General features: G+C 61.4%; 14 protein-coding genes. 3 read left to right on the top strand and 11 right to left on the bottom strand.

Features of this window, described 5'->3' with window-relative positions; all coding sequences use genetic code 11:
• Positions 1 to 16: 16 nt before the first annotated feature.
• On the top strand, positions 17 to 1,279 hold the full coding sequence (locus A9W99_RS16795) for a cytochrome P450 (RefSeq protein ID WP_067380246.1): 1,263 nt from the start codon (positions 17 to 19) through the stop codon (positions 1,277 to 1,279).
• Between the two features lie 107 nt (positions 1,280 to 1,386).
• On the opposite strand, the gene A9W99_RS16790 is transcribed toward A9W99_RS16795, so the two are convergent.
• The 5 genes from A9W99_RS16790 to A9W99_RS16770 form a co-directional block, all read right to left on the bottom strand.
• Positions 1,387 to 2,598, bottom strand: a complete 1,212-nt coding sequence (locus tag A9W99_RS16790) for a cytochrome P450 (protein ID WP_067380243.1) — start codon at positions 2,596 to 2,598, stop codon at positions 1,387 to 1,389.
• A 36-nt stretch (positions 2,599 to 2,634) separates the two neighbouring features.
• Positions 2,635 to 3,516 carry an SDR family oxidoreductase gene (locus tag A9W99_RS16785; protein WP_067380240.1) on the bottom strand — a complete coding sequence of 294 codons (882 nt, stop codon included), beginning with the start codon at positions 3,514 to 3,516 and terminating at the stop codon, positions 2,635 to 2,637.
• Entirely contained in the window at positions 3,509 to 4,645 is a 1,137-nt protein-coding gene (locus tag A9W99_RS16780; RefSeq protein ID WP_067380237.1) for a spirocyclase AveC family protein, read from the bottom strand. The genes A9W99_RS16785 and A9W99_RS16780 overlap by 8 nt, the downstream gene beginning before the upstream one ends.
• A 125-nt stretch (positions 4,646 to 4,770) precedes the next feature.
• Positions 4,771 to 5,577, bottom strand: a complete 807-nt coding sequence (locus A9W99_RS16775) for a CbbQ/NirQ/NorQ/GpvN family protein (protein ID WP_067380234.1) — start codon at positions 5,575 to 5,577, stop codon at positions 4,771 to 4,773.
• Positions 5,578 to 6,540 (bottom strand): oxygenase MpaB family protein, encoded by a 963-nt coding sequence (locus tag A9W99_RS16770; RefSeq protein ID WP_067380231.1) that lies wholly within the window; start codon positions 6,538 to 6,540, stop codon positions 5,578 to 5,580.
• A gap of 112 nt (positions 6,541 to 6,652) precedes the next feature.
• Between A9W99_RS16770 and A9W99_RS16765 the strand changes: the two genes are divergently transcribed.
• Together A9W99_RS16765 and A9W99_RS16760 are read left to right on the top strand one after the other, a co-directional pair.
• A complete protein-coding gene (locus A9W99_RS16765) occupies positions 6,653 to 7,303 on the top strand; it encodes a TetR/AcrR family transcriptional regulator (RefSeq protein ID WP_067380875.1) in 651 nt (216 codons plus the stop codon).
• A 61-nt stretch (positions 7,304 to 7,364) separates the two neighbouring features.
• Positions 7,365 to 7,784, top strand: a complete 420-nt coding sequence (locus A9W99_RS16760; RefSeq protein ID WP_082930045.1) for a limonene-1,2-epoxide hydrolase family protein — start codon at positions 7,365 to 7,367, stop codon at positions 7,782 to 7,784.
• A 228-nt stretch (positions 7,785 to 8,012) separates the two neighbouring features.
• On the opposite strand, the gene A9W99_RS27820 is transcribed toward A9W99_RS16760, so the two are convergent.
• The 6 genes from A9W99_RS27820 to A9W99_RS16735 all read right to left on the bottom strand — a co-directional run bounded on the left by A9W99_RS27820 (position 8,013) and on the right by A9W99_RS16735 (position 14,006).
• Positions 8,013 to 8,168 carry a hypothetical protein gene (locus tag A9W99_RS27820; RefSeq protein WP_156623137.1) on the bottom strand — a complete coding sequence of 52 codons (156 nt, stop codon included), beginning with the start codon at positions 8,166 to 8,168 and terminating at the stop codon, positions 8,013 to 8,015.
• 635 nt (positions 8,169 to 8,803) lie between these two features.
• Positions 8,804 to 9,190, bottom strand: a complete 387-nt coding sequence (locus tag A9W99_RS16755; protein WP_067380227.1) for a nitroreductase family deazaflavin-dependent oxidoreductase — start codon at positions 9,188 to 9,190, stop codon at positions 8,804 to 8,806.
• A gap of 67 nt (positions 9,191 to 9,257) precedes the next feature.
• On the bottom strand, positions 9,258 to 10,340 hold the full coding sequence (locus tag A9W99_RS16750) for an NAD(P)-dependent oxidoreductase (RefSeq protein ID WP_067380869.1): 1,083 nt from the start codon (positions 10,338 to 10,340) through the stop codon (positions 9,258 to 9,260).
• Position 10,341: 1 nt separating this feature from the next.
• Complete coding sequence (locus A9W99_RS16745) at positions 10,342 to 11,457, bottom strand: NDMA-dependent alcohol dehydrogenase (RefSeq protein ID WP_067380225.1); 1,116 nt, start codon at positions 11,455 to 11,457, stop codon at positions 10,342 to 10,344.
• Complete coding sequence (locus A9W99_RS16740; RefSeq protein WP_067380222.1) at positions 11,454 to 11,654, bottom strand: ferredoxin; 201 nt, start codon at positions 11,652 to 11,654, stop codon at positions 11,454 to 11,456. Before A9W99_RS16740 ends, A9W99_RS16745 begins: the two co-directional genes overlap by 4 nt.
• A 3-nt stretch (positions 11,655 to 11,657) precedes the next feature.
• Positions 11,658 to 14,006, bottom strand: a complete 2,349-nt coding sequence (locus A9W99_RS16735; protein ID WP_067380218.1) for a CaiB/BaiF CoA-transferase family protein — start codon at positions 14,004 to 14,006, stop codon at positions 11,658 to 11,660.
• Positions 14,007 to 14,096: the final 90 nt, after the last annotated feature.

The following is a 14,096-nucleotide window of genomic DNA, read 5'->3' as shown; positions in this document are numbered from 1 at the left end:
GCGTGAGGAGTGATTCGTGACCGACTTCGAAACTGTGGACTTTTTCACCGACGAATCCCTTGTGCCCGATCCATATCCATACTTTGACTACTTGCGGTCGAAGTGCCCCGTGGCGACCGCAACGCCATTCGGCGTCCTCGCTGTCACCGGCTACGAGGAGGCGCTCGAGGTCTACAAGAACCCGGCCTTCTCGTCCTGTGTCTCGTTGGCGGGGCCCCTTTCCGGTTTGCCCTTTGGCCCGGGCGCTGATGATGTCTCCGAGCTGATCGAGCAACACCGTGATCGGCTGCCCATGGCAGAACACATCGCTACCCAAGACCCGCCCGAGCATACGCGCACCCGCGGACTTCTCAGCAAGCTCCTCACGCCAAAGAGGTTGCGCGAGAATGAAGATTTCATGTGGCGGCTGGCGGATCAGCAGCTCGACACGTTCATCGACCGCGGCGAGTGTGAGTTCCTGGATGATTACGCCAAACCGTTTGCGCTGTTGGTGATCGCCGATCTCCTCGGCGTCCCCGCCGACGACCACGATGAGTTCCGGGCAACGTTCGACAGATCACTCGCCGGGGCCATGGGCGACGAGTCAGTCAAGTCCATTAATCCGCTGGAATTCCTCGCCCAAAAATTTCATGCGTACATCGAGGAACGTCGGCGCGCTCCCCGCGAGGATGTGCTCACCGAGCTGGCGCAGGCTAAGTATACCGACGGATCGACGCCGGAGATCGTCGACGTGATGAACCTGTCGACCTTTCTGTTCGCCGCGGGAACGGAGACGACCACAAAACTGGTTAGCACTGCGGTTCGCATCATCGCCGAGAATCCGGACTTGGAGAGCAAGCTGCGTGAGGACCGCGGCCTCATCCCAGGGTTTCTGGAAGAGACGCTGCGACTGGAAAGTCCTGTTAAGGCCCACTTTCGGATGGCCAAGACATCGATCCACATTGGGGATGTACCGGTCCCGGCCGGTACGATCGTGATGCTGCTTCCAGGGGCCTGCAACCGCGATGCTCGCAAGTTTGACGAGCCTGACGCTTTTCACCCCGACCGTCGCAATGTGCGCGAGCACCTGGCATTCATCCGGGGCATCCATTCGTGCCCGGGGGCGCCGCTGGCCCGCGCCGAGGCGCGGATCTCGTTGAACCGCATCTTGGACCGGATGACCGACCTGCGCATCTCCGAAGCGCACCACGGCCAGGCCAGCGCGCGGTCCTACGCGTATGAGCCAACGTTCATCCTGCGCGGACTGCGCGAGCTGCATATTCAATTCAAGCCTGCATGAAGCAAGCCGGGGGTCGGTGCTTTAACGAGGTTGGTTGGGTACGTCGGGGAACAGCTGCTGCGTTGATCGCCGGTCGCTGATCGAGTTTTCGGGACAAACTGGCCAACCTACTTGCTGGGAACGTCGAAGAGAACAGGCAGAGAAGTAGGCGATCGGAATACTTGCCCGCGGATATGGGGATCATCGGCATCAGGGTCGAGACGGAGGTTGTCGAGGCGATCGAGCAACAGGTTCACCGCGACCCGCATTTCCATGCGAGCCAAGTGCATTCCCAGGCAGACGTGTGCGCCGTAGCCCCATGAGATCGGCGTCCGCGGCTGGCGGAAGATGTCGAAACGATCGGGATTGTCATATCGGGTTTCGTCGCGGTTGGCGGCGCCGAGCATCGGCATCACTGAGCAGCCAGCCGGGATCTGCACGCCACCCAGTTCCGTGTCGCGTGTGGTGACCCGGGTGATTGATAGGAGTGGAGCTTCCCAGCGCACTGCCTCTTCGATTGCTTGTGGCAGAAGCGATCTATCAGCACGCACCGCGTCGAGTTGATCGGGGTTCGACAGCAAGCCAAATAGCAGATTGCCCAGGGACCGGTACGTGGTCTCGACTCCGGCCGGCATCAATAAATGTAAGAAGCAGTAGATCTCGTCGTCGGACAGTCTCTCGCCGTCGATCTCGGCTTCGGCGAGCCCACTGGTCAAATCGTCGCGAGGGTGTTCTCGGCGATCGGCGAGAATCGGCACGAGGTACTGGCCGAGTTCCTCGGTCGCCTCCGCGGCGCGCTGAGGATTGATACCGAAGGCCAGCTGCGATATCGACCATCGTTGAAACTGCGCATAGTCTTTTTCGGGCAGCCCCAACAGTCCGGCGATGATCTGGGCCGGGTAGGGAAACGTGAACTCGTTCACCAAATCTGCGCTGCCGTTGCTGGCGAAGTTGTCGATTAGAGTGGTACCCACCCGCGCCACCAGGTCTGACTCCCAGCGCCCCAGCGCCTTTGGTGCGAAGGCTTTCGAAACCAGAGCCCGGTACCTGCCGTGTTCGGGTTCGTCCATCCCGACCATTACGTGTTTGCCGATACCGAAGAAATCCTTGATGTGGGCCGATGAGTAGGTCTCGTTGTCGCGCAACATCTCGTGAATATCCTCGTGGCGATACACCATGAAGACCGGTTTGCCCTCCTCGCCGGGCATCACGGAGAAGTCCAACCGCTGCACCGGTTCGGATTTCCGGATGCGCGACAGCTCGGTGTATGGATCGCGCACATCCCCAGCGACCGCGTCGTCGAAGGATCCGAAATCGTCCAGGTCGTCGAACAACTGCATCGTGCAGACTCCTTAATCTTGCTGACAGTCAGCGGGCTAAGCGACTGAATCGTTTCGTAGAGAACCGAAACGTGGGATTCCCATCGCGACTCGTGTGACTTGCTGAACGAGCCGATTCGGGAGGAACCGATTGCTGATCAGCAGCATGTGTGCGTCGGGGCCGACAGCGTGACGGGTGAGGGGCGCGGTGTCGTCGAGGGCTTTGGCCAAGCCACGGGCGAACCGCTCTGGCGTTCCTGCGATTCGGATAGCAAGTCGGCCTCGTCGGTCGATGTTGGTATTGATTGGGCCATAAGGTCCGTCCAAGCCGCGGTAGTCCTGCACTCCCGCATCGGTGAGAATGTCGGTATCGAATGTCCCCGCCACGAGTATGGTTACGCCGAGACCGAATGGCGCGACCTCGCCGGCCATGGCTTCCGCCCACCGCTCAGATGCACCTTTGACGGCGGAATACGCGGCGATCGTTGGCATTCCGCGCACGCCGCCCTCGCTGGAAATCACCACGATCCGACCGCGACCGGCAGCGCGCATAGACGGCAGCAGGGCCTTGGTGAGTGCTACCGGCCCGAACAGGTTGGTGTTGAAGAGATCTTGCCAGACGTCAACGTCCGTCTCTTCGACACAGCCGGCTGCCATGATTCCCGCGTTGTGTACAACGGCGTGCGGCGCGCCCACCGCAGTTTCGATGCCCTTTGCGGCCGCATCGATCGATGCCCTATCGGTGAGGTCGAGTTGAACGCCGATCAGCCGAGGGTCGTGCGGCGGTGCACCAGTTGCCTCACGGAGCCTCTCAAGGCCGACGTCCGGGCTCCGCATTGCCCCAACCACGCGCCATCCGAGCTTGTATAGGTGAGCGGCGGACGCAAGCCCGAGTCCGCGTGAAGCCCCTGTGATAACGACCGTGCGGGGCTCACCCATTGTTGTGCTCCGCGCAGCGATCACTCTTGGACCCGAGCGTGACGGTCGGACGTCCGTCGGGCTGCAACATCATGTATGTCGACCAAATGCCAGAAGAATAGGGCCCCTTCTGGCCGTTCTCTTCGTAGAAGCCCTGTGGGTCATACACTTTCGCGTCCGGGAACGGCCAGGGGCACGCGACGGACGTCGTGGCGCGAGACCACTTCATCAGAGCGAACGCTCCTCCGTAGAACAAGTAGAAGACGTTCACAATGACCAGCATCACCATGAATGAACCGAGAACCGGCCGGTTGGGGAAGATGCGGGCGCGCTGGGCCAACTTCTCGGACACCGTGCGACCGGTGTCATCTCGGTAGACCAAGATCCCCGCGGGAATCATCACCAGGGTGACCAAGGAGGATTCCCACAGCAGCGGGAATTGATGCGGTGTACCGGTGAAGATCGAGCCGAACGGCATCACCTGCGAGTAGCTATACAGACCTGTGCGGATCGCTGCGACTTCGAGAAACATGTCGACGATAAACCCGACCACGAAGATCAAGATGCCAAGACTGATCAGCGGATGGCGCCAGACGAATGAGTCGACCGGCCGTCGAGCCTGAATCTTGCGGAGAACCCAGGCCGCCGGGAAGTACGGGCCGAATTGGAACAGTACGTAGCCGAAGACAATGAACGGCTCGACAGTGGGAGAGAGCGATACCAAAGGCCACGACTCCGGCCAGTGCCAAAGTCGCGGGTCGTAAACCGCGTACGGCGCCCAGTTCATAATCGGGTCCTGCCAGACGATGAACGTGGTCACAATGGCCATGAGTATGTATGGGTGTGGGCCATAACGACGCCAACCCCATACGCAGACCGCGACGACGATGAGCATCACGATGAGGGTGCCAACCTGTTCAACGGCGAGCCAGTGGTGAAAGCCGAGCAGGGGCCTGACGGGACGAGGTATACCCGTCACTTCCGGATTCCCGACCCGCGCGTCGGGATAGTCACGGGCATTCCATGCCACAGCCGCGACGGTGAGGACACCGAGGATCCAGAAGACCCAGCTCCAAATGTTGCGTTTTGTAGAGCCTGTCGGAACTGTCGTCGACCCCTTGGACGATGCGGTTGTCTGCTCGGTGGTCACTATCGATCCTCACAATCTCTTGTTTCACTTGCATGTGTGTGATCACGCATAGCCTGCTCTGTCGTCACCGACCGATCCTCACAAATATTTGTTCCGCGAAAACGATTGCAATTGCGTTGTGGGGTCTAGTCACTCAGATACACGTCGATCATCTCCTCCAAGTTGCTGGTGACCGTCGAGTCATCGCTGAGCGGGGCGGCGATAGCTGCACGCGCGGCGATGCGCGGATCAAGGCCCTCGGCAATCAGGCGGCCGGCCGCGATGAGCACACGCGTCGATGCCACTTCGCGTAGCCCTGCCGTCTCCAGTCGACGAATGGCCTGGGCGAGCCGGACCAGCTCGCCAGCCCGCTCCGGCCCGACCCCCGACTCGCACGCAACGATCTTCTCTTCGACATCAACTGGCGGAAAATCAAATTCGATGGCAACCATCCGCTGGCGAGTTGAATCTTTGAGATCTTTCAGCACACTCTGGTAGCCGGGGTTGTACGACACCACCAAGCAGAACCCAGGCGCTGCGTCGAGCGTGACGCCAAGCCGCTCGACCGGCAACTGGCGCCGGTAATCTCCCAGCGGATGCAGTATGACGGTTGTGTCCTGGCGTGCCTCGACGACCTCATCTAGGTAGCAGATCGCACCGTCACGCACCGCACGCGTGAGCGGTCCATCAACCCATTCAGTCTCGCCGCCGCGCAGCAGGAAGCGGCCAACAAGGTCCGCGGTAGTCAGATCGTCGTGGCACGCGACGGTGATAAGCGGTCGGTCGAGATCGTGGGCCATTGCCTCGACGAATCGGGTCTTTCCACACCCAGTCGGGCCCTTCAAAAGAATCGATAAACCTTGGCGATAAGCAGCTTTAAACACCTGTTCTTCGTCACGTACAGGGACGTAGTACGGACGGGTGTCGACTTTCACACCATCAGTCAGCGTCATTTACCCCGCCAAATGTCCGCATGTTTCGGTGGCGCCCGGCGCGAACGATGTCAGGCCGATTCCCTTGTAGTGATTGACAACTCGCGCGTAGGCGCAGTTGGGCCGCGCCAGCGGCGTGTTGGTAAGGCCGCGGGGCAACCAGCGGTAGGCGATCTGCAGGAGCCTGGTCAGGACCGCAAATTCCAGCTCGTGGCGGCGCGTCCATCGCATCGGAAGTATCGCCCGCGCAAGGGGATGCATGATGCCGAACCCCAGGACTGCGGCAACATGACTTCCGAGTGGTCCTAGCAGCCTCCACAGCGGTTCGGTGAGAACAGACATTTGCTGGGGTCGCCGCGGGCGCCGCAGGGCATTCACGACGATGTCGAGAGCCTGTGTGCGCTTGAGCTTCTCGGCCGCCATCTCCTCGTAATACGCGGATAGCTGGTCATAGCGATCTGCCAGTTGTCGTGCACGACCCGGCATCTGTAGATCTTCGGTTAGCGCCCGGTAGCGGTCCCAGATTGCCTGGTTGTCATCGGCGCTGAGCTTTTCCCCGGTCATCGCCATGAAGGCCCCGCGGTACATGAAGAAGATGCTGATCAGATTCCAATTCCACGGCTCGGGACCCATCGCGCTGTAGCGAAGTCCGTCAGGCCCGACGCCCTTGATGTCGCGGTGCAGGCGCACGAGACGTTGCATCTCTTCGCGACGATCGACATTGTTAGCGACAAACGTGAGTTGAAAGGATGCGGCTGTGCGACGCCCGCGCGCAAACGGGTCTTCTCGAATCCGCGCTGTATGTACTAGGGAAGCCGACACGGCGGGCAGCATCATTTCGTCGAAGAGGGCTGAGGCGAACAGCACAAGGAAGCGCGATCCCATCGCGCGCTCGAACCGATCAGCCACCGAGCCGACGTATTGGTCACCGGAGTCGCCGACCAGGAAAGGTTTGACCTCGTCGCCAATCGGACCGACCGACATCCGCACCTCCTCCGCCCTAGTTCTGGTGCATGTCGGCCCCAGAAGTTATTGTGGTGCCACACTGCACCAAAAACGTGGTTAGGTCAAGAGAAGATGAGGCACAATGCGGTCGATGGCTAGTGCGACTCGTAGCTACGGCGGCATCACGGCCGAGGAGCGCCGCGCTACTCGGCGCGGCGCCCTGGTCGAGGCTGCGCTCGATCTGTTTGCCGAAGGTGGCGTCCGAGCAGTCTCGAAACGTGCGGTGTGTGCACGCGCGCGCCTCAATGATCGCTATTTCTATGAGCATTTCACTGACTCAGATGCGTTGCTAGAAGCTATCGTGCGGGATCTCACCGCGTTGGGATTGGAGGCCGTGGGTGCCGCTACACGTGAGGCCCCAGCCGACATTCGGGGGCAAATTCGCGTCACTGCGGACGCGGCTCTCGAATTTCTGACGGCCGACCCCCGGCTCGCAACATTGCTGATCGGGTCCAACACCTCCGACGCCCTACAGCGCGCCCGCTTAGAAAGCACCCGCGCGATCGCCGCCGCGATGTCCGCAGGCACCAGGGAACTTCTCGGCCGCAACGCCGCCAGCCAGCTCAACACCGATCTTGCTGCTTTTGCAGTCGTGAGCGGTGCAATTGAGGTGACCACTGCATGGCTACGCGGTGAGTTCGACACAAGCCGCGAACACGTCGCTGACCTCGTCGCCGGCTTGCTGTTGGCCACGGCTGACATCTCCACAGCGCTCCCCGAATCCGTCAGCCAGCCCGGATAGCCGCGTGATGTGAAGAAAAAGATCGTATTGGTGTGTAGTCCGTTCGAGTTGGAGGTTCCCCGTGTCTAATCCCGTTGATGTGGTCCGCGAGTTCTGCGCCCTGATGGAACGTCGCGATCCCGACGCCCTGCGCCCGCTGCTGGCCGACAACGCCGTTTATCAAAACGTCGGCATGCCAGCCTTCGACGGAGTCGATGCCATCGTGGAAAATTTGGGCGCGCAGTTCTCGATGTTCCCGGACGCTTATGCCTTTGAAATCGTCAACATCGCCAATAACGGTTCAGTCGTTCTGACCGAACGCCTCGACTACATCCAGACCCCCGATGGAGCCAAGCCAGCCATTCCGGTGATGGGAACTTTCGTGGTCGGAGATGACGGCAAGATCGCCCGGTGGACCGACTACTTCGATCTCAACCTCACAATCAAACTCCTTCAAGGCGAAGACATCAGCGCGCTGGTTCCATCCGCGTCTGCGACATGACCGATGAGCGAAGGTGTTTCGCAAAGTCCGGACGCGCGCCCCGCACCAAGTTGTAGAAGTCACGATCCCGACAGGTTCTCGGCTGCTCAACTCAGGGGCAGCCAACCGTGATCCCCTGGCCTTCGACGAACCCAACACGTTCCGTGCCGATCGCGACTCGCGAACGCACGTCGCCTTCGGCTACGGCCCCTACTTACGTCTGGGCGCCCCCCTGGCTTGAATGGAAACTCACGCCGTGCTCCGCGAACTCGTCAACCGCGTCTCCAGCATTTCCACCACCGCATCCACCACATGGTCCACCAACAGCAGCCTGCGCGGCCAGACCCACGTACCTGTAACCCTGCACCAGGCGAACGTGTAATGGATCGTCCATCGCAGTCGCATGCCAAGCTCCTGGGACTAGCTTTCGGCGTGCTGGGTCCTGCACACCTACTTTGCCCGCGCGCGTTTGAAGGGATCACCCGTCTCGCCTTCGACGGCAAAATTCGTCGCCACACAATTATTAACGGAACCATCGAATCAGCCCTGGGCCTAGCCATCCTCAAACCGCGTACCCGTCAAGCCGCCTACGCGGCGACCGCTGTGTATGGGACCTACTTCATCGTCAACGTGCTGCACCGACAGCACGCTCGCACAACCTAGTGGTTTGAACCAGGCACGCCGACGATCGAGGTTGTACGGGAAATCGCCTGCGCTACAGCGGCTAGTTCAGCGCGCGAGATCGCCGAGTAGTCAACCCGCTGCCCGCTGCCAAGGCTTGCCTGGCTCGGCCACTCCTCAGCCTCGGGCCCTCGCTGGCGAAGGCCTTCTACGAACTGATTGAGAGCGTCGCGCTGGTAAAGTCGAGCGTCGTCGGAATCCACTGATCCCGAATGGGCCGCGTCGCGCCAGTGCACGTCGGCTTATGGGGCGGATGTGACAACGGGCGTAAGACAGTGGTGAGGTACGGGTGTCGCGCCGATGCGCACTCCGCGCACATCCATTTCGGTCATCGGTTATCCACCGAGTATGGACCGGAATCAGGCGGTTTTCGTCAACACCAATGCTGCTTCGTTGTAGGGAAACAGACGATAGAACAGTCGGGGTGCCGGCGTGACAAGGGGAGCGGCCTCAGCCTTACTGACGATGCGCGGGCTGCCCAACGCGAGGGCGTTGCCCCGCTTGTGCAGCACGGTCGGACCGCCGGCCAATACGTTCTTGAGCCAGTCCGTTTGCGGCCCATAGCCAATGAGAATGACGAAGCCGTCCTGGGTCTTGAATACCAAGAGGGGCGTTCGATAGTGCCTGCCTGACTTCCGGCCGACGTGCTCAAGCGTCCCTAGACACGGAAGCCACGGAGTAAGTGAGCGAGCCACAGGATTAGTGACACGGCGATTGAACTGTGCGACAGCACGAGGCACCCGCATGAAAATCCTTTCTCACCACATGCAGTTCTGATCCGTCCGGGTGACTGCAGTGGGCTTGGCACGAAACCTACGTCGTCGGAACCTCTTTGGGCCGATCCCATAACGGCTCGCCCAATTTGGCCCGTATTTTCCCCCACGGGTCGGCGTACTGTCCGGGTGCGTTCCGATACGGCGACCGCCGCGCCATGAGCACTCGCACGAGCGGGGCGATGAGCGGCCCCGGGTAGCGCAACAATCGGTACTTCTTCGACAATTCGGCCTTCAGGGCGGGCCACGAGTGGTTCTGGAACCGCAACGCCTCTTCGGCGCGGGTGGTGTCCATCCAGTCGGTGACGAACCAATCGTCGTCGCTGTTCGGGTCGCCGGGCCGACCCGGTGGCATGGCGCCTGGTAGACCCAGAGCCGCGACGAGGTCCGAGGTGACCTCTGCGTAGGTCAATCGGTGGGACTCGTCGCCACCGATCAGCAGGATCTCGCGAGCGACATCGGCCGTGGTCGCTGCCGCAAATGCCCAAGCGACGTCGCGAACATCAACCGTCTGCACCCGACCGTCGCTGGGCACTACGGATTGCAGGTAAGCCATGTCGGCGCTGACCGGTAGTGCCCCCAGGTCCGGGCCGACCACGGCCCCCAAACGCAAGACCACCCATTCCAGGGTCGATCCCCGCACAATCTCCTCGCCCTCGGCCTTGTGTCCGCTGTAGACGTCGTAGGGCCGCATCGGGTCCTCCGCCTTGAGAGGAGGGGTCGTGCGGTGCGGGTTACGGGGTCCCATCACGGTGATGCTCGACGCGTGGACGAATCGCGGTGGCTTGCTTTGCCCTTCGGCAACTCGAACCAGGTGTGCAGTGGCGTCCACGTTCACCCGTCGCGCGACTTTGGGTATCGGGTAGATCGCCGGCGCGATGACCGCCGCGAGATGGATGATCGCATCCGGGCCGATGTTGGAGACGAGACGCCGCACCTGCTCGGGATCGGTGAGGTCGGCCCACCGGAACTCGACGCCGCGCGGTAGTTTTTGAGCCGCCTTCCGGTTGGCCGGCGTATCGAGGTCCGTCGCCACCACGCGGCGGCCGAGTTCGGCCAGTCTCCGGACGGTTGCCGAACCCACCAGGCCGAAGGCGCCGGTGATGAGGACAGTTCCATTCAGCTCAGTGCTCATGGATTATTACTCCTCGAATGTTGCGGCCGGCGAGCATGTCGTCGTAGGCCTCATTGATGTCGTTGAGCTTGTACTCGGCGGTGACGGTTTCGTCGAGCAAAAGCTTGCCGCTTCGATAAAGGCTGATAAGTCGAGGGATGTCGGCCCGCGGGTTGGCTTCGCCGTACAGGCTGCCCAGGAGGCGTTTTTGGAACAGCGTGAACAACGTCAGCGGCAGCATTGGCGTCACGTCGGACATCGATGCCAGGGCGGTGACCACCACGGCACCGCCCTTCCGCACCGCATTGAGCGCGTCGTTGATCATCGGCCCTTCGAGCACGCCTGGCGTCAGGATCGCCGAGTCGGCCATGACTCCACGCGTAATCTCGCCAACTAACTGTGTTGCTTCCTCCATCGAGGTGGCAAAGTGAGTGGCTCCGAACTGAAACGCTTTGTCGCGCTTGCCCGGCTCAATATCGACCACGACGATTTGCTCTGCTCCCGCCAGTCGCGCGCCCTGAATGGCACCGCTGCCGATCCCTCCGCAGCCCAACACGATCACCACGTCGCCGGGACTGATGTTCGCGGTATTGACGGCCGAACCCCAGCCAGTGGTTACGCCGCAGCCGAGAAGACATGCGCGCGATAGCGGCACATCGTTGTCAATCTTGACGACTGAGGCTTCGGACAGGACCCCCCACTGCGCGAAACTCCCGACGCCGGAGAGGGCGCCGATACCCTGTCCTCTCGCTCGGCGCCGGAAGGTGCCGTCGGCTTGAACTCCCGCGAGGATGATCGCCCCGTAATCACAAAGGTTTTGACGGCCGGTGGCGCACCAGCGGCAACGACCGCACGCCGGCAGGAAAGATGTGACCACGTGGTCTCCCACCGCCACATCGCGCACTCCCGGACCAACCTCTTGAACGATCCCCGCCCCTTCGTGTCCACCTATCAAGGGAAAACTCACCCCGTACATGTCGCCGGTGCGGATGTGGTGGTCGGAGTGGCATAGACCGGTCGCTTCGAATTCGACGAGTAGCTCGCCTTCCTGCGGCGGATCGAGTTCGATTTCTTCGACCGACCACTTTTCGTTGAGCCCCCAAAGAACTGCTCCATTGGTCTTCACCGCGACTCCTTGACGATATGTATGGCACGCTCGGGACAATTCGCGATCGCGTTGTGTGCGCGGTCTTCCCATCCGGGAGGAATATTTTCCACGGTGACGACGGCGGTCCCTTCGTCGTCGATGTCGAACAGTTCGGGATAGGCTGCGTAACAACGGCTATGGCCTTGGCACATTTGTGAGTCGACACGAAGTTTCACCGCTCAGTCCAATCCGCCTGGTCTGGTCCCGATGACTCCTCTTTCTGTGAGCGCTGCAATCGATGCGGGGTCGAGACCGAGTAGGTCGCCGAGGATGCTTTCGTTGTGCTGCCCCAACGTCGGCGCTGCTGATCGATACCACGTGTCGACGCGGCGGTACCTAAACGGAATCGCCGGCACGTGGTGCCGTCCGACGACGGGATGGTCGAGGCTTTCGAAAAAGCCCCGTGCGGTCAGCTGACGGTGCATCGAACTGACCCTGGCGTCTCTCAAATCCGCGGCCGGAACACCATATTCAACGAGCAACTCTGCCGCGGCCGCGGAATCGTGTTCGCCAGCCCATTGCTCGAGATGCTTATCGATCAGATCATGTGCCCGCACACGCCCTTCGTGACTGTCCAACGTGGAGTCATTCGCCCAATCCGGTTCACCCAGAGCCGACTTCAATAGGCGCCACTGCTCGTCCGTGGCGACCGAAATCGCCAGCCACCGCTCGGTCCCCGCGCATTGATAGAGCCCTTGTGGGGCGGCTTCACGGCTGCGATTTCCCAGTCGCGATATCAGATTCCCATAGGCGGTGAACTCGATAACCTGCTCGGCGGCTGCGTTGAGCGCGGACTCAACCATCGATACTTCGATGAAGCACCCCTGGCCGGTCTCGTCGCGTCGCCGGAGGCCTGCGAGCATGGCGAAAGCGGAGTGCATTCCTGCCAGTGGGTCACACGGGCCGCGGGGGATTCGCGGCTGGTCGTACACGTGGCCGGTCACCCACGCCATTCCGGTCATCTGTTCCATCGTTTGCGCGAAACCCACATTGTTGCGCCATGGTCCGTCGAGCCCGAACGCAGGCATACGGACCATCACTAGTCGAGGGTTCCGCTCGCTGACGGCCTCCCATGTGATGGCGAAATTGTCGAAGACGCGGGGCGAGAAGTTCTCAACCAGAATGTCCGAGCATTCGACGAGTCCGAACAACAGCTCCCGTCCTTCGGGTGAGGACAGGTCGAGCGTGAGTCCTCGCTTGTTGGCGTTTGTCGCCAGGTACATCCCCGACCGCTCCCACCATTGAGGCTGATTGGCGAACGCTGCGGCCGCCATCCGTGCGCCGTCAGGATGTTGCATCGACTCTAGGTGAATGACCTCAGCGCCCAGTGCGGCGAGAATGTGGGTGGAGGAGGGGCCCGCCCACCACGCTGTCGCGTCGAGAATTCGTACGCCGTCCAGCGGAAGCTCAGGTGCACCGTCGGCTGCGGTCGTAATCCTGTTGTGGGCGGGTACTTTTGTCATTTCGCCAATTGGAGGAGCACCGGCGGTGGGGGCGGGTCGTCGGCCATTGATCCGGTAGGGCGCCAACGGGTAGGTAAAGCTGCCGTCGGCATACGTGCCCCACACGCCGCGCGCCGCGAACTGAGGGTGGTCCAGCACGGTCTGGCCATTGTTGACGGGTGAGACGGGGATTCGCAGATCAGAGGCCAACGCGACGATCTCGTCCGTGGAACGTTGCGTCGTCCATTGCCGCACAATCCGATTCCACTCCTCCCGGCGTTCCCAGCGCGTAGTGGCGAGTGCCCACGCCGGGTCATCGTCGAGCAGGTCCAATCGGCCGATCATCGCGAGGAAGGACTCGAATTGCTGGCGCGTATTGGTGTTGAAGCCTACCCATCCGTCCGCGGTCGGTTCGATGGAAGGGATTTCAACCTGCCGAGCCGGCACGGTCAACGGGGGACGACCGGCCAACTCGTGGTAGAGATCGGCGAATCCGCTAGCGCTGAGGTGACACGTCTCCAGCAACGAGCAGTCAATGATCTCGCCTGGTCCGCCTAGTTGAGCCCGGCGCAATGCGCCAAGCGCCCCGACGGCGGCATAACTGGCCATGACCCATTCGAAGACTCGACCACCGGCTTGAATGGGCGGTTGGTCCGGACGACCTCGCAGCGCGAGGCTTCCGCTCTCGGCCTGGGTCGTGAACTCCGTTGACGGCCGGTCCCGGTATGGTCCGGTCAGTCCGTACGGTGACAACGCCACGATCACCAAGTGTGGCGCACGCCGTAGGAGGGCTTCGCGGTCGAGTGCCCCGGGGCCGAGAGAATCGACGAACACATCGGCCGAGACGATCAATGGCTCCAGATCGGGCAGGGAAGTGCCCACGACTGAACGCTTGCCGGCGTTCAAAAATTTGAACAGCGCGTCGGCGCGGCTTGGATCGCCAAACGTTCTGCGGCGGAACGGATCCCCGTCTGGGGTTTCTATTTTGATGACCTCTGCTCCGAGGTCGGCGAACAACTTCGTGCAGTACGGACCGGTGATTTCAGTCGCCCACTCGACAACACGAACCCCACGCAGAGCGTTCATCGCTTCGCGACTTCCCGCGTCAATGCTTTCGAAAGTGAGTTACTCGCGCCGCTGAGTGCACACACGCCACCTTCTGTCCTCACGCTCGTG

It is taken from the genome of Mycobacterium sp. 1164966.3 (assembly GCF_001665395.1).
Taxonomy (GTDB): domain Bacteria; phylum Actinomycetota; class Actinomycetes; order Mycobacteriales; family Mycobacteriaceae; genus Mycobacterium.
The sequence above is the reverse complement of the archived record's forward strand: the minus strand, read 5'-3'. Positions and strand labels throughout refer to the sequence as shown.

What these genes read in the sequence shown, in the direction of transcription:
- A9W99_RS16785 (WP_067380240.1), bottom strand. Translation starts at nt 3,516, where the DNA reads ATGGGTGAGCCCCGCACGGTCGTTATCACAGGGGCTTCACGCGGACTC.
- A9W99_RS16770 (WP_067380231.1), bottom strand. Translation starts at nt 6,540, where the DNA reads ATGTCGGTCGGTCCGATTGGCGACGAGGTCAAACCTTTCCTGGTCGGC.
- A9W99_RS16755 (WP_067380227.1), bottom strand. Translation starts at nt 9,190, where the DNA reads ATGCGGGTGCCTCGTGCTGTCGCACAGTTCAATCGCCGTGTCACTAAT.
- A9W99_RS16765 (WP_067380875.1), top strand. Translation starts at nt 6,653, where the DNA reads ATGGCTAGTGCGACTCGTAGCTACGGCGGCATCACGGCCGAGGAGCGC.
- A9W99_RS16735 (WP_067380218.1), bottom strand. Translation starts at nt 14,006, where the DNA reads ATGAACGCTCTGCGTGGGGTTCGTGTTGTCGAGTGGGCGACTGAAATC.
- A9W99_RS27820 (WP_156623137.1), bottom strand. Translation starts at nt 8,168, where the DNA reads ATGCGACTGCGATGGACGATCCATTACACGTTCGCCTGGTGCAGGGTT.
- A9W99_RS16775 (WP_067380234.1), bottom strand. Translation starts at nt 5,577, where the DNA reads ATGACGCTGACTGATGGTGTGAAAGTCGACACCCGTCCGTACTACGTC.
- A9W99_RS16790 (WP_067380243.1), bottom strand. Translation starts at nt 2,598, where the DNA reads ATGCAGTTGTTCGACGACCTGGACGATTTCGGATCCTTCGACGACGCG.